The sequence below is a fragment of the Paenibacillus sp. NPDC056933 genome, from assembly GCF_042674385.1.
GTDB lineage: Bacteria > Bacillota > Bacilli > Paenibacillales > Paenibacillaceae > Paenibacillus.
The window spans coordinates 3,298,569-3,317,875 of record NZ_JBHUQN010000001.1 but is presented as its reverse complement, the minus strand read 5'-3'; the positions used below and the strand labels follow the sequence as shown (position 1 = coordinate 3,317,875).

The window sequence follows — 19,307 nt, the reverse complement described above, 5'->3', positions numbered from 1 at the left end:
GTTCACGAGGATATTAAAACGGTGAATCATTCTGTTTGATCACTCGTTCTGGCTTTCAAACAAGCTATGAATGCATTAAAATTGGCAGCGATCTCTCGTACATTTTCCTCCAGCAGTTGCTGGGCTTCCTCCGGCGTCTCCGATTCACTCTCGGCATCTTCGCGCACCATCGCTTCTTCATGAACCATAACCAGGACCGCAGGAGATTCCGAGTTCTTTCGGTAATCCAGTAAATAGTTGTTGCCGCTGCTGACACTCCAAGCAAATGGAATGATTCGGCGTGGATCGGGATTCACATCGTCTACCAGATTTATGTTATTCACAATGAACTGCTCATCGAGAGCAGAGAAACGGATTTCCCAATCGATGACCTCTTCATGTTCAATCACATCAAATGCATTACTGCCAGCCTTCTGCTGAAACGCGAGATACTCATGCGGAAATACGATATCGTAATACTTCTGAATGTTCTCAATCTGCATATTACTCAAGCACTCCTTTCCATCCAGTCCTGTCACAGTATATTATTCCCCATCTAATGCTGCCTTCCAGGCTTCCTCCACCGCTACAGGAGCTTTGCTGCTGCTCTCGCCGCCACCTTCCTCCGTCCAAAGTGGTGGATAATACGCAAATACTTGTCCTGTCTGAAGCTGTCCCATATCGTTCTGCCAACCCTTCCAGCGAAAGGTCTGATAGTACTGCTCCAGATCACCATTAGCCAACCAGTTAATGAAGCCCGAATAAGCCAGTTCTGTTGATTCCCATTCCAGTGTGTCGGGGGCAAAATAATAAACATGTCCTGTACGGCCATACTTGCCCATATCCATTCCGAAAAATCCACCCGCCGCATCGTAGGCGACGACCATTATGCCTTCCAATGCGGGTACACATGGCTTGTCACTCACACCATTCCAACTGGTCAGACTCCCGAAGATGCGGTCACCACCCGATCCAAGCAATGTAATCCATCCATCATCCAGCAGGATGCCCGCTGTCTCATAGGCTACGGCTCCCAAATAGGATTTGGTGCTGATCTGAAGACGATAGAGCGCATCCTCTCCGGCCTCTCGCTGTGCAGGAACATAAGTGTATTTATTTTGTCCCTGGTCCAGCAGTTCCTTGAGTTCCTCCCAAGCGTGATTCTCCCGATCCACTAATTCGTTTGCGGATAATGTATGCATGATCATTGCTCCCTTCACTCAAGCTGTTTCTGATTCGATAGATGGAGAGGACAACCCCTTTTTTGGGAATTCTCACCCATTAAAATAACTGAGAAGTAATTATATCATTCTGGCAAGACATGCTTCGGAACTGGTTTTCTATGAGCATATCACGCCCTATTTCACCAATCAAATCTGCTATAATCAAACTTTATAGCTAATCCATAAGGAGGAACCATCTTGTATCGTATTGCTGCAATTGCACTCCTGACCCTGATCCTGTTCACAACGGGTTGTCAGAAAGAGGAGGCTTCTAACATCCATTCTCCCGATGCTGTGCAGGTACCGGATTCCCAGGAGATTTATTACATATCCCCACAAGGAAACGATTTGAACAACGGAACCATTCAATCTCCCTGGAAAACGTTGCAGCATGCTGCCGACCATGCCACTCCGGGAAGCACTGTTTATTTGCGGGAAGGTGTATATCATCAAAAGGTTAAAATCACACGGAGCGGTAATTCCCCGGGCAATCCGACCCTATTTTCCAGCTATCCACAGGAGAAGGCCATTATCGATGGAGAAGGTCTGTCTGTACGCGGCATAGAGGGTCTGATTGAAGTTGAAAATGCCAGCTATATTGCGATTCAAAATCTTGAAATTCGCAACTTTACAACCACTCTTCGGGGACAAGTGCCTACGGGTATATATGTTCACGGAGCAGGAGAGCACATTCAAATACTCGGTAACATCGTCCATTCCATTGCAAATGATGCCAAACCTTCAGGACCGGATTTACGGGGCAGAGATGCCCACGGGATCGCAATTTATGGTACGGAGCATCCCCAATCATTGCGAGACATCATCATCAAGGACAATGAACTGTATGATCTCGTGCTCGGTTCAAGTGAATCACTGGCGGTCAACGGGAATGTGGATACGTTTGCCATACTGGACAATACGATCCATGACACCGACAACATCGGCATCGATCTGATCGGGTATGAAGGAACTTCGGAGGACGACAATTACGACCAGGCGCGCAACGGGATTGTACGGGGAAACGAGATCTATAATGTCTCTTCCAACCTTAATCCGTCCTACGGAACTCCTCTTCCCAATGACAGCAATTCTGCCGGGGGAATCTATGTCGATGGAGGCAAGAATCATATCATTGACCATAATCGGGTATACCGCAACGATATCGGGATCGAGATTGCTTCGGAGCACGCCCGACGTTCAACGAGCAACATTACGTTGCAGGATAACCTGATTTTTCACAACAGGCTGACAGGCATCGCCATGGGCGGCTATGATGAGGAACGCGGTTCTACCGTGGACAGTACGATGATGTACAATACGTTAGTTCAGAATGACAGTCTGGGTACAGGCAATGGACAGCTCTTCATGCAAGCCAATACGAAGAACAATACGTTTAAGCGTAACATTCTCGTATCCGGCAGCTCTGACGTGCTGATATATAATGAGTACACCAGTAATTCAGGGAATGTATTTGATCATAACGTATACTACTCCCCTGGACCGCAAGATGAAGCGTTATGGGTCTGGAAAAATAACCAGTACTCCGGCTTTAAAGCCTATATGAAGGACTCGGGCAATGATGCTCATTCTCGGTATGTGAACCCGGACTTTATCGACGAGGACAACCAAAACTTCAGTCTCACTACCGATTCTCCCGCAGAAGGATATGGCTATCAGGGTTCGAGATAAATTGAAAGAACAGGCAACCGAAGCCAATCAAACCGAGTTTGTTTGTTCATTCCGTTCACACAGATAGAAAGGAGCCTGTGCTGCTCCATAGGGGCTTCTCCTTATGATGCACAGGCTCCTTACTTTTTCCATATGAAGTTCAATTTGCTTCCTTCTTTACAAGCTCTGCAGAATGGGTCACCCGGTTTCTCCCATCCGTTTTGGAGGCATAGAGTGCCTTGTCCGCTTTTTGAAACAAAGACTGCTCTGTATCATCCTGCGAAACCGTAGCCGCGCCAATACTAACTGTAACATTATATTCACCCCAATCGGCAGAGGCAACTTGCAAACGATACCTCTCGGCTGTAGCCACAGCTTGCTCCCGATCACAATCGGCAAGAATAATAACAAATTCCTCTCCGCCATAACGCGCCACCACGTCTGTACTCTTTGACATCGATTGCAGCAAACCTGCCAGATTTCCCAGTACCAGATCCCCTATCGGATGTCCATACGTATCGTTGATACTCTTGAAATGATCAATATCAACGACCAGAAGGGAAAAGTAACGCTGAGTTTCCCGGAAGAGTGCCAGGCTTTCAAGCATTTTATCCTGATAAAATCTGCGATTCCTAAGTCCGGTAAGCAAATCCGTTGAAGCCATCGTCTCCAATTGATCATTCACTTTCATAAGCGCCTGCTGCTTCACTTTGTATTCTTCATGCAGCCGCTCAAGCTCCTTGTTCGCTTCGTGGGTGGCTTGATACAACTCCTGCAGCTTCGTTTTGGTATTCAAAATATCCTTCTCATGCTCAATTCGCTTGCGCATGACAACCACAACGCAATCGATTACGCTTTCGCCGTTGCGGTTCTGACGAACCCCGTTCAGAAGAACTGGAATATCCTGCTGATCGCTGGTGCGAAACGAGAAGTACATCTCATCCACATGCCCATATAACTGAATATAGGGGTAGAAATACGTATGGAAAAAAAGCTTGTTGGTCACCGACATGGTGGACTCGATATGCCGTCCCAACAGCTCATTGCGTTCATATCCCAGCATGGTCAGCATGGTTTGGTTAATGGATTGAATGATTCCCGAATCAGCGATCGAGAAGTAGCCACAGGGAGCCACATCTAATTGATTATCCATGAAATAGTTGCCTTTCCTCTCACTATACTCTACACGCTCTGCAAATAGTCTTTAATGAAACGGCTTGTCTCTCCAGGCTGACTCAGATGTGGATAATGCCCCTTCGCGGTCATCTGCTGAAACCTGCTGTTCTTCAAGTGTGCATGCAAATAATTCCCGACTTCAACGGGAGCAATGCTGTCATCCGAACATTGAAGTATCAGCGTCGGCACTGAAGCCCGCTCCAATTCATCCCGACAATCCGAGAAAAACGTCACCTCCGCAAATTGTCTGGCAATATGCGGATCTCTTGAGCAGAAACTCTTCTCCAACTCGTCCGTCAGCTCTTTCCGTTCCGGATTCTGCATCACGATTGGAGCCAGATAACTGGCCCATCCGATAAAGTTCATCTGCATCATTTCCAGCAGCTCATCGATGTCGCGTCGGTCGAAACCGCCATAATAATTCGGAAGATCATTAACATAACGCGGAGAAGGGCCCAGCATTACGATATGTCTAAAATAATTGGATGCCTGGATAGATGCGAGCATGCCAATCATACTGCTGACAGAATGCCCGACAAATATGGTGTCTCGCAAATTGAGCGCTTCCATGATCTCCAGCACATCCTGTGCATATCCATGCAGACTGCTATATTTGTCAGCATCATAATAAACAATTTGAGATTGGCCAGAGCCTACATAATCAAATAATACGATTCGATAGTTATCCATGAAGCTCGGAACGATATAACGCCACATATCCTGATCACATCCAAAACCATGGGCAAAAATAATCGTTTGACTGCCTGAACCGAGTACCTTCACGTTATTGCGTACAAGCACATCAACCGTCATACCAATCACCTCTCTGAGGTTATATCCTTTTGTTTGATTCTATCTGGTTATTATATCGGAAATTGCTGAGAGATGGATAAAAAATATTAATTTTTCCAGTTCAGAGGGTAATTTAAACTTATCAATATTAATACCAACTCAACTCCAGGGTGTAAGCTTTTCCCATTTTGATATATGATAATGCTTGTGATCGGTAATTACATCTAACCGCATGATATGAAGCAACAGGAGGAGATAGACACCATGCAACAGCTAAATGCCGCCCTAATCCGTTTTGTAGAGCAGCAAGATTTATATAATGAAGCTTATGGACTTTTCAAAAATCATGATCTGCGTCCTCGCGAACAACATCGCCAGCCGGACGTGGACGAACGAATCCCGCTCTCTCCCGAGCTACTATATCTGTACAGTCACTATGAGATGATGGATGAACAGGCCAAAGGTACACTCAAAATGAAAAATGCAGCCGTTGAAATTGGTGATGCAGCTCTACTCTCATTTGTCGCACCTGAACATCTCCATCGTCAGCAACTAGGTTACCGCTGGATTGGCATAAACGAGCCTTATGAGGAGTCTGCCTCTTGGCATAAAAGTCATGTCGTGATCGCGAATTATAACGATGATCCATTAATCGTGGATACAGCTGCGCCGGACTCGCCGGTATATGCAGCCTTGGCAGGCCAAGAACCTCAGCTTATCGCCGATTCATTAACAGACTTTTTCACTGCACTGTCCATCCTGATTGAAGCTGCCCGCTCCTATGGCGGGGAATTAAAGGATGAAGAAACCTACGAGACCAAACCGGAGTATCTGGAACATGTTGAACCTGTATTGAATGATTTGCTGGGAGAAGAGCATACTGCACATTTATTTGAGTATTTGTCATTTCGTTAAACTGAAGGATAACACAGATACGGAGGGTTGAATCATGATCTACGTTGCTTTGCTTCGTGGTATTAATGTGGGCGGGAATAACCAAATCAATATGAAGCAGTTAAAGGAAACGTTCGAACAAGCAGGAATGCTGGATGTCGTCACATACATCAACTCGGGCAATATTATCTTTGCTGATCATCAGGAACGCTCGGATGCCAATGCGGAATTAGCCCAAATTCTGGAACAAGCCATAACTGTTGATTTTAGCTTACAGATCAAGGTGATGGTGCGTAATTTGGATGAAATCCGTACTGTTATTCAAGCATTGCCGGAGGAGTGGACCAACGATGCAACCGCCAAAAGTGATGTCATGTTTCTTTGGGATGAGGTGAATGATGTTTCAGTTCTGGACAGACTTCCCATCAAACCAGAGATCGGCACACTGCTGTATGTTCCCGGAGCCATTTTGTATTCGGTCAGCAAAGAAGATGCGAGTAAAAGTGGCATGAACAAGCTCGTAGGATCCAAGGTCTATGCCTATATGACGGTTAGAAACGTGAATACCACACGTAAGATCTATACACTAATGCTGGCAGCAGCGGAGAAATAAAACCGGACCAAGACGGATTATACCGTGTAGCTTATGCAATCAGACAGATATCAATTTAAAGTGAACATCTCTCACTAAAAAGCATGCAGAAAGCATCTTAAACGATGTCTCCTGCATGCTTTTGCCATGTAGAGAAGCTATTTCTTTTCTACGCATATTAGTCATTTATTAGTCAATCAGAATGCGTCTGCGAGGTTGATCATCGCCAGGACGTTTTGGAATCTCGAGCTTCAATACACCATCTTCCAATCTGGCCTTAATATTCTCCTCATCAATATGATCCACATAAAAACTCCGGATAAATTTGCCTGAACGGCGTTCTCGTCGAATGACCCTATTAGAGTCATCCTTCTCCTCATAATCTTCATTGCGTTTGGCACGAATGATCAATTCATTACCCTCAACCTGAATGTCTATATCCTCTTTGGCAATGCCCGGAAGTTCGGCTTCTACCCAATATTTGTCTCCTTCCTCACGGATGTCAGTTCGAAATGGCTGGGAGCCACTTCCAAAAGGTGAGAGGAATGAGGTCTCAACCATGTCATTGAAGGATTTCAACATGTGTCCGAACGGGTCTTCATTTCGTTTACGAAACGGAATCAGATCAAACATGAAAATCATCTCCTTTTGTGTGGTTGGTTATTGTTGTTGCTTACATTGATTATTATAATACCGGTGTAGAGAAGGCTCAAAGTTCGTAAAAGGCGAAAAAAAACGATTTTCTCCCAGCATGGTTCAATATTTTAAAATAAATCCTTTTTTCTTTTATTTTGACCTTTTTTGACTTTTTGACTTTGTCTGATTTTAAAGAATGAATGGAGTCTACTACAGCATTGGATTGATTTTTCTTCATCCCCAGCATCATGATTACCAGCAAGACAACCAGAACAGCTACCAGCATGAACGGAATATGTTTATCCACCTGATACAGCGTTGTTGTCAGTAAAGGGGTGATCACGGCAGATATGCCCTGAATCGCTGCAACCAATCCGGCTGCGCCGCCCTGCTGTTCTTTGCTGACCGAAAGAGAAGCTCCCGCCATATAACCAGGCATCATCAGACCCGAACCCATGCCGAACAGGAAGAATGAGAGATAATAGATAACCAATGGACTGGAAATCAGAAACAAAACCATACTTACGAGCAGAAAAAGGGACCCGAGCGAAATCATTGACCGCGGCTGCCATTTCAACCACTTCATCTGGATCACCTGCATGATCAGCATCGCAGCCCCGGAGAACATCAGTCCAAACGAGACTATTCTTGCCGTAGCCGCCGGGGATAAAGCGAGTTGATCCTGAAAGTAAAATCCGCCGACAACCTGTAACGTCATAATGCCAATCATCGTAACCAACCCGGCAGCCAGGTACATACGCAAACCACGTTGAAGCGGATTGACCTTGGTCGCTTTCTCCTGAATGACCGGATTGGCAGCAGGAATGAGCAATAAGGCAATGATAAAGGCAGCAATTGCAATAAAGATGCCAAAATATAACGGCCACAGCAGACCTATGATGGTAAAAGCTCCTGCAATCGCAGGACCAAATACAAGTCCGAGTCCATTCGCTGCACTAATAATCGCCATGCCGCTTCCTCGCTCTTCCCCTTCGGTCACATCTCCCATATATGCCTGGGAAGAAGACAACACTGCCGGAATGAATGCCCCGATCAAGCTGCGCGTCACAATCAGAAGGGTCAGCAGGAGTCCCCCTCCCATCCAAGCATTCAATCCACTATACAAGGCCAAAGCGAACAAAGCGCAACTTACGGACATACCTATAAATCCAATTAATATAATTGGTTTTCTCCCTTTCAGATCACTGAATCTGCCCCACACCGGGGCCATTACAGCCATCGCAATCGAGCCGAGCGAAATAATAAGCCCGGAATGACTTTCTTTCATCCCCAACTCACGAATAAGCGGCGGCATAATGGGAGCAATCAGCATAAGACCCAGCATGGCTGAAAATACGCTAAAAAAGATACTTCCTCTAATTCTGTTCACGCTCATACACTCCTTTATTTTCGGTACAGTATGTACTGTACCTGGAGTATACAAGGCTGAGATAATCTCAGACTGCCTCCATACGGAGCAATTAACGGTTAAACGGATTATTAATATCATTTTTTCATTTCCGATGGCTTCACGCCGAATTTGCGATAGAATTGCTGTGAAAAAGCACTGATATTACTGTAACCGACCGCTATCGCTGCCTCGGTGACATTGTTCTCCTGATGGCGCAACAATTTCATAGCGTTATCCAGGCGAATCTGACGCAAATATTCAAATACGGTAGTGCCAAACAGCGCCTTGAAGCCTTTTTTCAATTTAAAATCATTGAGACCCACCTGTTTGGACAATGCCAGTAAAGATGGCGGCTCCACCATACAAACCTCCATAATCTCCCGAGCGGTATGCAACTTCCGTATATCCTCTCTGGAGAACCCTGCTGGAATCGGAGCCAGATCAAACAGCTGAATCATAAACCGATTCAATATCTCCAATGCGGTCGCTTCCATCATCAAAGATGATCTATAGGGGTTGTTCAATTCCACAATCAGACTGTCAATCATCGTTCGTATTCTGTGATCCAACTGAAATACGATGGGTTTGAAGACACGATGCCCCAAAATGTCCTTGAACCGAATACATTTTGTTGCCAATTGTGCACCCGCATAATTGAACAACGAGATCGGAATCCCGAGAGCAAAAGAAGTATAATTCTCCTGTGCAGGTGGATGGAACCAGGCTTCAAAATCACGCATCATAAGGAGCGCTCCCTGTCCAGTAGACAGCGTATATTCCTGACCGGATATGTCTACATAACGCGCACCTGACAATGCAAACTGCAGCTCAATGATGGGAATATTCGACGCAAAGAATGTAGGACACGGCTCGCTATAATTAATCTGAGAATACACAATTTCGATACCACTATACGTGGTTACTCTTTTGATATTGCCACTGCCTGCTTTAGCAGAGAGCAGGTACGTATTTTCATCGTGCTGACGGAATGGTTCCTGCGTTAAGTAATGCTGGTATACAACGGCTAACGCATCAGAGCCCATGAGTTTTCACCTCGCCTGTATTGATCATGATCCTCGAAAAGGAATGGATTCAACCTTATTGAGAACTATTCTCAATTAATTTTACCGCAATTTCCCCTTTTCGACCAGTCCCATGACGAGATCGTTACCCTTCATATTGAAGCGGTCGTCCCAAGGGGCATTTTCACATTTTTTTCGCGTAATAATTGAATAGGAAGATGCCCAGCCCAATTTGAAAAATGAAAACACTCGCCAGTACAGTCACGACAATCGGTTCTACACCGATTAGACTAAATAGCACGGTTACGGCCATCAGAATATAAAAAATAGTAATGTTTGTTTTCCAGCCTGCTTTTTCCTTCAACCGAATGGTGCGTTCATCTTGAACATCGATCTCCTTCTGTCTCAATCGCTCAGCATACATTGCCTGATTAGAAGACTTGTTCATCCATATGGAATGCACCGTATTGCCAAGCCCCAGAACCAGAAGCACCGAACCTGAACCGATCAACAAACCCGAGACTCCGCTTAATGCTTCACCTCTCAGAGCAAATCCACCAATACATGTTATAACCAGACCTGCCAATGCCAGTAGTACATGCACCCACTTATTGGTTGCTTTCATCATCCTGCTCCTCCTCGTAAATGAAAATTTCTTCGATGCTCATGTCAAAATAACGGGCAATTTTGAATGCAAGAATAATGGAAGGATTGTAACGACCGTTCTCCAATGATCCGATCGTCTGTCTGGACACCTCCAATCTGTCGGCAAGTTCCTCCTGCTTGATTCCATTTTTCTTTCGAATTTCTTCCAGTCTGTTTTTCAATATAATAGCTCCTTCAAAAATGGAAAGTTAACTTTCCGTAAATATATCAAGATTCATTCAACATGTAAAGCCAGCTTTCCATTTCAGGGATTTGTTGTTGATTCCCCGCTATCTCAGCTGTTATTCAGTTGAAAATCGTTCCTGTTTACGTTTTTACACAACTCACTTTGTGTTTTTACCCTTCCGTAACATTTCATCCCTATACTAAAACAATTGTACATACCATCACACACGAAATGGTAAAGGGGATCTGGAACATTGAAAAAGAGAAATCAATGGCTCGCCGTTATGTCCATGACAGCCATACTCACTACAGGAGCAACAAGCTACACGTCGATGGCCAATGCGGCTAACACACTTGAACCTGCTAACGATCATGTCGTACTGCGAACAGCGATACAAAATATGCAGGGAAAAGTCACTTGGGACGGAAGCAAGCAAAGGGTCGATATTCAGCTAGGAGGCATACAGGCACAGCTCCCTGTCGGAACGGCCACAGCCACCATTAACGGTGTGAAAACTCCACTGGACAGCAAAAGCTATATCGCCAATGGAACAACGTATGTATCTCCCAAAACGCTAAAGCTAATCACGAATCAATTGATCCTGAACCAAAATAAAACCGGATTTGAACAGACTGCGGCCTTTCAGATGCCCGGAGGCAAAGCTGAAATATCAGCCTCTACTCCTGATGGTCAACGTCTGTTGGTAACCGAAGCGGACAATGGCAGCATTTCCGTGCTGGATATTGCAGACCTGAATAACATCAACGTTTTGAAGAACGTCAGCTTCCATGACCTCTCCGCCAAAGCGGAAGTAACGAGCGTAACGGTATCCAAGGATGGCAAATATGGGCTTGCCGTGATTCGTACAGGCGATACGGACACTGAAGCCAATAAGGGATTGCTGGCGATTGTTGACCTCGCAACCTACAAAACCGTGAAGACGTATGAACTTGGCATCGGGCCAGACTCCATCGCGTTGTCACCTGATGGCCTGCATGCAGTTATTGCCATTGAGGATGAAGAACTTAACAAAGCCGCCGATGAGATTGATTATGCCAATGCGAAGCGTCCAGGCAGCATCATGATTGTATCTTTTGCTGGCGGAAACGTACTTGAAGGTGAGATCACCAACTTGCCGGTAGACCTGGAAAATGTAGCTGGAGCAAGCTATCTGCATGATCCACAACCAGAGTATGTTGCCATTAGTCCTGACAGCAAAACAGCAGCCGTAACGTTGCAGGAGAACAATGCCATTGCTGTTGTTGATCTGGAGACGAAGAAGATCAGCTCGATCTTTTCGCTAGGCACCACTTCACATCAAGCCGATCTGAAAGATGACGGCATTGTCCAATTTACTGAGAGTTTAACCGCTCGTTATGAGCCGGATGGTATTGCTTTCTCTGCTGATGGCAAATACCTGCTGACTGCCAATGAAGGTGATTTGGGCAAGAATGAATTTGACGATGGTGTAAAAGCAGGCGGACGCAATATTGCGGTCTGGGATCTGCAGGGCAAGCGGATGTACGACAGCCAGAACCTCATTGACGAAGCAACGGCCAAGACTGGCTTGTACCCGGATGACCGCAGTCCCAACAAAGGCAGTGAAGTTGAGAATTTGACGGTAGCAACGATCGAAGGCAAGACTTACGCAGCGGTGGCTTCCGAAAGGGCAGATGCCATTTTGTTCTTCGATCTTGCTGATCCGGTAAATCCGGCTTACCTCGGGCTTATCCCCACTGCTGGTGAATCGCCGGAAGGCATCCATCGGGTTAATGGGCGCAGCCTGTTTGTAAGCGCGGACGAGAGCACAGGGACACTTAGTTTTTTCGCAAAAAAATAGGTCAAGCAACCTTTAGGTAGAAGGAATTAGCTTCACAACCATAAATAAAAAAGACAAGAGAGCATGCTTTCTTGTCCTTTTTATTTTACTGACTCCTATATGCCGGACTTATTCCCAGAAGAATCGGCCTGCAAATACTTTTTCCGTCAACAGCTTGTACGTTTCTTCAGACAATTCTTTCTTCATCTTCGCCATTACCGCTTCCTTGCCTTCGTTATACTGTGAGGACATGCCAATCTCTGCTGTGGTATTGTTTGCATCCAGACGCATGATCGGAGTCTTGGCATCTTTCGTCCAAGGTGTCCATGCCGCCAGTTCAGTCGAGCCACCATTACCCGGGTTGCCCGTGTACAGAAACTGTTTCAGATAAGCTGCCATGGCTTCAGACAATTGCTCACGACCAGGTTTGTTCGTTTCACTGAAATAACCTTCCGGGAAATAGGCTGCTATACCGTCCGCATGTCCTGTATAAAAGTCCATATCCGCTCCATGTGGTGCGCCAAGCAACGTTTGCAACCGTTCGGAGATGACACCAGGCTGTGTGCCCCATGCAAAACGGTATGCATATACCGGAGGTTGTCCCTCCTCACTGGTCAAACGTTCAGCTACACGCTCTGCATTAAAACCTGCATAAGCCTCGCTGCCGTATTTCAGAGCTGCAGCATACTGCTCCGCCTTGGTCTTATCGGTAAACAGGGTTCCATCGTCAATCGATGGAACAAAGTTCGAATCGCCGAAGGCAAATCCGGAGAATTCGGTTTCCAGACTGCCCAGCAGTACAGGCACTTGCGCATAATTACCTCTGATGATGGCGTCAAATCCTTCCTTTGGAATGACTGTACCATCGCGGAACAGGTGAGGGAACGGCTCCATGCGGATCGCCGTGGAACCGAATGCAGTGACCAGCTTGTCCGCAGGCAACTCGCGCAGATAGGTCTCCAGCTGTGCCTGAGATTGCTTGCCAATCCATGTTTTCGCTTCTTCATCCGTAGTCGCTTTGTCCTCTTCCACGAGCAATTTTACGAGCGCATCCCCGGACTTTTTCTCTCCATCTTCCGGTGCCGCTGTGGTCAAGCCTCCACTGAATGCGACGACTTTCTGGTATAGCCCTTTGCTGAGTGGAGATATGAGGGTTGCCAGAACATCACGGGCTCCTGCAGATTGTCCGGCCAAAGTCACATTGCCCCTGTCTCCGCCGAAACCTTCGATATTATCCTGTACCCACTGCAATGCACGGAATGCATCCAGCAAACCGTTGTTGCCGGAATCATCCAGAGCATTGCCGGTTTTCAGCGCCGCGTGTTGGAAGAATCCAAGTGCTCCCAATCTGTAGTTCACGGAAATGATGATGCTGTTCGTTTTACGCGCAAGCTGTTCACCCTGAAAATCCTTGCCTGATCCGGTCATATTCCCGCCGCCGTGCAGGAACACCATCACCGGAAGTTTCGAGCTGGTTGTATCGGGACGCCAGATGTTGAGGTACAGCGAATCCTCGCTGCCGGCTGTATTTTTACCGGATAACTGCAAGCTGTTTGCAGCAAATTCTTTCGCTGGTCTGGTTTCCGTCCATGACTCCGGTTCACGCGGGGCTTTCCAGCGCAGTTCACCTACCGGAGGTGCGGCATAAGGAACACCGAGCCAGCCGAGTGTACCGTATTGTTCATAGGTTTTGCCATCAATGGCGCCATATTTCGTCTGCTGCAACGTTTGAGGTTTGAATGCCTGAACCTGTTTATGTTTCATCCAGCTCTGCTCCAAGGTCTCGCTACCATTCTTGAGCTGTACCTGCAATGCCTGTGCGGTTGCCTCCGCCATCTGGCGATTGGTAAGTTCGCTCATGCCCTTACCTTGAAGCGCCTTCACCCCCTTAACGGATGCATAACTGGAAGCCTCTCCCTGATTGTAGTCTGTACCTTCTTCATATCCAAGTACCTTCAGCAGCATTTCGGCATATCCTTCCGTTGTTAACGGTGCATTGGGTTCAAAACGTTCGCTTCCTGCTGCAATATCAGCCACATACGGATGCAACTTCAAATAGCCAACTACCGGTTGCAGGAGCTTGCCTGCGTGTGCAGCATCTTCATACGTATCCGTGCCGTTGTAGGCGAGTGCCTCCTGTTCCAAACCTGACAGACGCAAGTAGAGCACGGCAGCCTGTATACGGGTTGCCTTTTTGTTCAGATAAGCTTCATTAACGCCCTGACCATTGCCACGAATCAGCTGGGATTGAATCAGTTTGTCCATGGCTGTGGAAGAAGCGGAACCTGACATTCCGGCCGCATACGCAGGCAGACCTGATACACATAAACCCAGAATGGTTGCTACGGCAATCGTACGTTTGATGGTTTTCATGTCATAAATCTCCTCGCTGTCTATTAGTGTGTGATGGAATGAATCAGGCGTTTTTTCATATAAAAAAACCTGAATCAAAGGCAAACAGACATCGCTTAGCGCGGTCTTCTGCCCTCAATCCAGGTTTTGCCTGCAATCAGTAACAACCCTGAGGATCAATGAGGTTAAAACCATTTTCCAGTTGTAAACGCAATCAATAATTTGATAATGAAATCATAAACGAGTAAACCGGTACAGGTATTGCCCGAGAGATCGGTTACAACCCTGTTGTTATGGAGATGTTAGCACAAAATGAAAGCGCTCGCAATACCTTTTTAATCATTCTCATTATGAACTCCCCTAGGGACCCGAAGTAAAGAGCCACCCATGACTAGGAAGTGATCCCTACATGGATGGCTCTTTTGAATGAAGTACACTTATTCCAGCGATCGCGCCAATCTCTCCAGCAGTTCCACAGCCGGAGCCAATACCGCTTCATCGATATCGAATTCCGGGTGGTGATGGGGGGCAGGCAGTTCGCTGCCAACGATCATATACGTAGCCTTGCCTCCTTGCTCCTGCACCCGCCGGATCATATAACTGGCATCCTCACTGCCAAGTGCGGCACTATCGGAAATGACCTCGGCACAGGTGAACCCGGCGATGCCTTCCGCTTCCCGTACCACAAGCTCTGCAAGTTCCATATCACACCGGATAGGGATTGCGCCGCCGATCACCTCCACCGTTGAGCTTAACTCATGCATTGCTGCGCTGTGCTCAATGATCTGCCGCACCCGCCGCTCCAATTCCCGGTTGGTCTCATCGTTCGTAGAACGTGTCTCAATGACCATGCGTGCCTGTTCGGCAATGATATTCGCACCCGTTCCCCCTTCCAGAATGCCCACATTAATGCGAGTATCTGCCGAACTGAAGCGTGGCAGCGCATGAATATTCAGCAACGCCGTAGACGCACCAAGCAGCGCATTGCGTCCTTCCTCCGGTGAAGCGCCCGCATGGGAGGATACACCTGTAAAGCGGGCTTCCAGTTTAGTCGTTGCCAGGAATCCGGCAGACGCCCCTCTGACATGACCCGAGGGTACGCCGGTACCGAGGTGCATGCAGAACAGACGATCCACCTGTTCCAACATCCCTTTTTCCACCATCGCATAGGCACCGCGCACTCCCTCCTCGGCAGGCTGGAACAACAGCCGGACTTTCCCGGCAAATTGTCTGTTACTCAAACGTTCCGCAAGCGCCAAACCGATCGCTGTATGCCCATCGTGCGCACAGGCATGCATGAGGCCTTCATGCGTTGAGCGGAACTGCCCGGCCGTTGGTGCATGCTTGTCCAGCCCGCTTTCACGAATTGGCAGTGCATCCATATCAAAGCGAAACGCTGTTGTGGGTCCTTCCTGCAATCCCTCCAGTTCTGCAACAACGGCGGTAAACCCGCCACGCATCTGCTGCACAATCGCTGGATCTGCACCTTCACGGATCGCCCGCTGGTAGGCATCATCCAGCACTTCCGGTTTGGGCAAGCCTCGCCGGGAGGTATCGTCAATTGCATTCTTTCCATAAGTCACCCGGTATCCCAGTTCCGTTAACACTTGCACCACTTTCGTCGCTGTACGGAATTCGGTGAATCCAAGTTCGGGATGTTGATGCAAATCTCTGCGAAGCGCGATAATATCGATCATTACTTTTTACCCCTCTCTCAACTCTTTCTGCTTCTCAATCTCTCTATTTCCTATAACCTTGCGTTGACCCCTGGACCGAGCGGCAGGTTAAAGACGTACCACAGAATGACCATGACAACCCAGACTGAGAAGAATGCAATAGAATATGGCAAAATCAATGAATAGTATGTGCCCAGCTTGGCGTCTTTACGGTATTCCTGCAAGAATCCGACAAATAGCGGTACAAAGGGCGATACCGGAGCCAGTGGAATGATCACCGAATCTGATACCCGGAAAATGACCTGCGTGAATGCCGGATGGAATCCGAGCAGCATCATCATTGGAATAAATACCGGGGCGAGAATGGACCAGATCGCAGATCCGCTCGCAATAAACATCGTCAGCAGGGCGGACAGGAAAATCAGTCCGATCACGACCGGAATGCCGTTAATGCCTGTTTTTTCAAGCAGATCGGTAATGGTGAGTGCCAGAAACTTACCCATGTTGCTCCAGTTGAACATCGCCACAAATTGGGAGAGCGGGAAAACCATTACGATAAATCCGGCCATCGTTTTGATCGGCTCAATGAGCAGTTTCGGCAGATCGTTCTGGTTTTGGATTACTTTGAGTTTAATGCCGTATGTCAGTGCCACGGTGAAGAAGAACAGTAAAATGACAGGTACGATCCCTGCAAGGAAAGGTGACCCCATTACACTTCCCGTTTCCGGGTTGCGGAGCACCCCATTCGAAGGAATAACCATGAACGCGATTGCAGCGATAAAAATGAGAGCAGCGATTCCGGATGCACGCAGTGCCCGGTTCTCTTCCAGCGTAGGGGCTTCCAGCTTGTAGACACGCTCTCCTTCGTAGCGTCCAAGACGGGGTTCCAGGAATTTGTCAGTCATGAAACCTGCTACGAGGGTCAGGACAATCACAGAAGCAGACATAAAGTACCAGTTATCCAAAACCGTAACGCCCACGTTCGGATCAACCGAAGCAGCAATCTCGGTACTGATGCCTGACAGCAATACATCCGTGGTCACAATCAGCATATTGGCTGTGAAGCCTGCGCCAACCCCGGCAATGGCGGCAATCAATCCAGCGACTGGATGTCTGCCTACGGCGAGAAAGATCAACGCTCCGAGTGGAGGCATGATGACAAGCGCTGCGTCTGAGGACACATGACTGAAGAAAGCGATGAAAATGACAAGATAACTGGCATAGCGTGCAGGTACCCGAACGGCCATTTTACGCATAACCGCTTCCAGGAGACCCACTTTCTCAGCCAGACCAATCCCCAGTACCAAAGCCAGAATCGAAGCCAGCGGTTTGAAATCGGCAAAGTTCTTGACCACATTCGGCAGCAGCCATTGAATTCCCTCCCGGCTCAACAGGTTCTTAACCTGAACCTTCTCCCCATCAATCGGATTGTGTGCTGTCGCATGAAAGAAAGATAACACCAGTGTGGCAACCATCAGCGCAACAATGAGATAGATAAACAATAAAAACGGATTGGGAAGTTTGTTCCCCATTTTCTCTACCCAACCAAAAAGTCCTGTATTCTCCTGCCTGTCAGCTTTCACCATGCAAATACCCCCTGACTGTGATGGAACTGCCTCTCGGTGGACTGAACATGCGGATGAAGGTCATGTCCTCGTGAGCAGTTATTAACGAACATTTAACGATAATGTCGTAATTTTAGGACATTATATAATTAACGCCGCATAAAACTCAATACCTATGTGATGTATTTTGACACTAAAAATAAAAAAAACCGATCAGCAATCCTTATCACACTGTCCACCCCAGATGGACATGAGACATAAGGTTGCATAATCGGTATACTTGTTCAGATTCGATGTTCGATAATCTAACACAAAAGACGATAACGGTTGCTTGGCCGTCCCCGGCGGGTATTCAGCTCATTTCCAGTAATTTCGGCCAGGGAAAAAGCGGTGAGGCTGCCCATAATGCGCTGTACGTGCCTGATGGTCATTGACAATCCTGAAGCCAGTTCACTGGCTGTAAATTCTTCTTTGCCCATTCGGCGTATGTATGCCTTTATTTTCTGGAATGTGCGGATGCTAACTCCTGCCTTGTTCAATTGTTCCAGCAATTCGGTATCACTTGAATACGTCTCGTAGGACAATTCATGGTCCTCGCCTGCCGCCTCCACAATCGTACCATCCGTCTCATAGATAATGATCCGCCCCGCCTCGTCGTCCTTGGCATATTGAATAGCCTTGCGGGCATGCCGTTCGGCATCAAACGCAGTCTCTCCGAACCCGATTCCCGCGAAAGAAAGCAAGTCCGTATCCAGCTCCAGCTGGTGCATCGTCGCATGCAGCGAGTCCATATTACGGGCCATTGCGCCCCTTGATCCGTACATCAGGTATCTTCCTGTGCCATCCTGGTGAAGAGAACCATCGATTTGTTCACAATGCTGGAGCAGGACACTCTTGATCTTCAACTCCATATGCTGCAGCTGGTAACGCTCAGTTGATTGTTCTCCTGCCTCATGCAGCCGGTCGATCTCGATCATAAGCACACCGATCTGACTGTCCTTGAATGCGGAGCTGCGAATCTGTTCAATCAGCATGCGAACGGCCTGCACCGTCTCTAACTTGGTCGAGTCGATTTTGAAGACTGGAACCCCTCTCTCGAAAAGTCCTTCATATACTGCATACAGGCATGTAATCGCTGCCTTGGTGTGCCCTTCCTGCCAGTGACGAACGTGGAATTCGATCATTTCCTGTACATCATAGTCTATGGAAAACACGTATTTGCGTAACTGCTCCTCCGAGAAATTCAGCTCTTCCAGGCTGTCCATCAGCCCCCAGCTCTCATTGTCAGTCATATCAATAGAGATGTCTTTCACGGGGCTGTCCAATGTATAAACGGCTTGGAGCATTGCTTTATATAAACTGGCCCCTGTAGGCGGACAGTAGATGGCATGTTCTTTTTGATGCAACACGGCTTGGGCTGTCAGATAGGGAATCGGACCCGTAAACACCCACCCATGTACATTCTCTCGGTTCCTGGTAATAATGTCCCCCGTTTCCCTGGCGTGTTCATACGGGTATAGCTCAAAGCTCGCCCCCAGATTCTGCTCGTGCAAAGCACGCATGGTACGCTCGATGGACGGCTTCGGCCCAACAATTCCGATACGGTAATACATTCGCACACCTCCTTGTCCACACTCCGCTTCTTCAGACACATATTTCAATACAAAAAT

General features: G+C 47.4%; 17 protein-coding genes. 4 read left to right on the top strand and 13 right to left on the bottom strand.

Translation table 11 applies throughout. The annotated features are described in order from the left end of the window. Positions 1 to 26: 26 nt before the first annotated feature. Both ACFTRD_RS14695 and ACFTRD_RS14690 read right to left on the bottom strand, forming a co-directional pair. Positions 27 to 482, bottom strand: a complete 456-nt coding sequence (locus tag ACFTRD_RS14695) for an SMI1/KNR4 family protein (RefSeq protein WP_379380974.1) — start codon at positions 480 to 482, stop codon at positions 27 to 29. A gap of 42 nt (positions 483 to 524) precedes the next feature. After that, positions 525 to 1,181, bottom strand: coding sequence for a DUF2625 family protein (locus tag ACFTRD_RS14690; RefSeq protein WP_379380972.1), 657 nt, complete (start codon positions 1,179 to 1,181; stop codon positions 525 to 527). 219 nt (positions 1,182 to 1,400) lie between these two features. Between ACFTRD_RS14690 and ACFTRD_RS14685 the strand changes: the two genes are divergently transcribed. After that, positions 1,401 to 2,891, top strand: coding sequence for a DUF5123 domain-containing protein (locus ACFTRD_RS14685; protein ID WP_379380970.1), 1,491 nt, complete (start codon positions 1,401 to 1,403; stop codon positions 2,889 to 2,891). A 139-nt stretch (positions 2,892 to 3,030) separates the two neighbouring features. Here ACFTRD_RS14685 and ACFTRD_RS14680 read toward each other — a convergent pair whose 3' ends face one another. Together ACFTRD_RS14680 and ACFTRD_RS14675 are read right to left on the bottom strand one after the other, a co-directional pair. After that, the gene (locus ACFTRD_RS14680) at positions 3,031 to 4,023 is read right to left on the bottom strand and encodes a sensor domain-containing diguanylate cyclase (protein WP_379380968.1); all 993 of its coding nucleotides are present in this window, start codon (positions 4,021 to 4,023) and stop codon (positions 3,031 to 3,033) included. 29 nt (positions 4,024 to 4,052) lie between these two features. Further along, positions 4,053 to 4,859 carry an alpha/beta fold hydrolase gene (locus ACFTRD_RS14675; protein WP_379380966.1) on the bottom strand — a complete coding sequence of 269 codons (807 nt, stop codon included), beginning with the start codon at positions 4,857 to 4,859 and terminating at the stop codon, positions 4,053 to 4,055. 243 nt (positions 4,860 to 5,102) lie between these two features. On the opposite strand from ACFTRD_RS14675, the gene ACFTRD_RS14670 reads away from it, so the two are divergent. Both ACFTRD_RS14670 and ACFTRD_RS14665 read left to right on the top strand, forming a co-directional pair. Then, positions 5,103 to 5,753 (top strand): hypothetical protein, encoded by a 651-nt coding sequence (locus tag ACFTRD_RS14670; RefSeq protein ID WP_379380964.1) that lies wholly within the window; start codon positions 5,103 to 5,105, stop codon positions 5,751 to 5,753. Positions 5,754 to 5,787: 34 nt separating this feature from the next. Further along, positions 5,788 to 6,345: a DUF1697 domain-containing protein gene (locus tag ACFTRD_RS14665; RefSeq protein ID WP_379380962.1), complete on the top strand. Its 558-nt coding sequence runs from the start codon at positions 5,788 to 5,790 to the stop codon at positions 6,343 to 6,345. 168 nt (positions 6,346 to 6,513) lie between these two features. On the opposite strand, the gene ACFTRD_RS14660 is transcribed toward ACFTRD_RS14665, so the two are convergent. The 5 genes from ACFTRD_RS14660 to ACFTRD_RS14640 all read right to left on the bottom strand — a co-directional run bounded on the left by ACFTRD_RS14660 (position 6,514) and on the right by ACFTRD_RS14640 (position 10,220). Further along, on the bottom strand, positions 6,514 to 6,957 hold the full coding sequence (locus tag ACFTRD_RS14660) for an Hsp20/alpha crystallin family protein (RefSeq protein ID WP_379380960.1): 444 nt from the start codon (positions 6,955 to 6,957) through the stop codon (positions 6,514 to 6,516). Positions 6,958 to 7,033: 76 nt separating this feature from the next. After that, complete coding sequence (locus ACFTRD_RS14655) at positions 7,034 to 8,350, bottom strand: MFS transporter (RefSeq protein WP_379380958.1); 1,317 nt, start codon at positions 8,348 to 8,350, stop codon at positions 7,034 to 7,036. A 116-nt stretch (positions 8,351 to 8,466) separates the two neighbouring features. Further along, positions 8,467 to 9,414: a helix-turn-helix transcriptional regulator gene (locus ACFTRD_RS14650; RefSeq protein ID WP_379380956.1), complete on the bottom strand. Its 948-nt coding sequence runs from the start codon at positions 9,412 to 9,414 to the stop codon at positions 8,467 to 8,469. 163 nt (positions 9,415 to 9,577) lie between these two features. Then, positions 9,578 to 10,021 carry a hypothetical protein gene (locus tag ACFTRD_RS14645; protein ID WP_379380954.1) on the bottom strand — a complete coding sequence of 148 codons (444 nt, stop codon included), beginning with the start codon at positions 10,019 to 10,021 and terminating at the stop codon, positions 9,578 to 9,580. Beyond that, on the bottom strand, positions 10,002 to 10,220 hold the full coding sequence (locus ACFTRD_RS14640) for a helix-turn-helix transcriptional regulator (RefSeq protein WP_062325685.1): 219 nt from the start codon (positions 10,218 to 10,220) through the stop codon (positions 10,002 to 10,004). The genes ACFTRD_RS14645 and ACFTRD_RS14640 overlap by 20 nt, the downstream gene beginning before the upstream one ends. A gap of 258 nt (positions 10,221 to 10,478) precedes the next feature. On the opposite strand from ACFTRD_RS14640, the gene ACFTRD_RS14635 reads away from it, so the two are divergent. Then, entirely contained in the window at positions 10,479 to 12,065 is a 1,587-nt protein-coding gene (locus ACFTRD_RS14635; RefSeq protein ID WP_379380952.1) for a choice-of-anchor I domain-containing protein, read from the top strand. 108 nt (positions 12,066 to 12,173) lie between these two features. On the opposite strand, the gene ACFTRD_RS14630 is transcribed toward ACFTRD_RS14635, so the two are convergent. The 4 genes from ACFTRD_RS14630 to ACFTRD_RS14615 form a co-directional block, all read right to left on the bottom strand. Continuing rightward, complete coding sequence (locus ACFTRD_RS14630; RefSeq protein ID WP_379380950.1) at positions 12,174 to 14,417, bottom strand: carboxylesterase/lipase family protein; 2,244 nt, start codon at positions 14,415 to 14,417, stop codon at positions 12,174 to 12,176. Positions 14,418 to 14,833: 416 nt separating this feature from the next. Next, a complete protein-coding gene (locus ACFTRD_RS14625; protein WP_379380948.1) occupies positions 14,834 to 16,093 on the bottom strand; it encodes an amidohydrolase in 1,260 nt (419 codons plus the stop codon). A gap of 50 nt (positions 16,094 to 16,143) precedes the next feature. Beyond that, a complete protein-coding gene (locus ACFTRD_RS14620) occupies positions 16,144 to 17,658 on the bottom strand; it encodes an AbgT family transporter (protein WP_379380946.1) in 1,515 nt (504 codons plus the stop codon). A gap of 284 nt (positions 17,659 to 17,942) precedes the next feature. After that, positions 17,943 to 19,250, bottom strand: coding sequence for a hypothetical protein (locus ACFTRD_RS14615; protein WP_379380944.1), 1,308 nt, complete (start codon positions 19,248 to 19,250; stop codon positions 17,943 to 17,945). Positions 19,251 to 19,307: the final 57 nt, after the last annotated feature.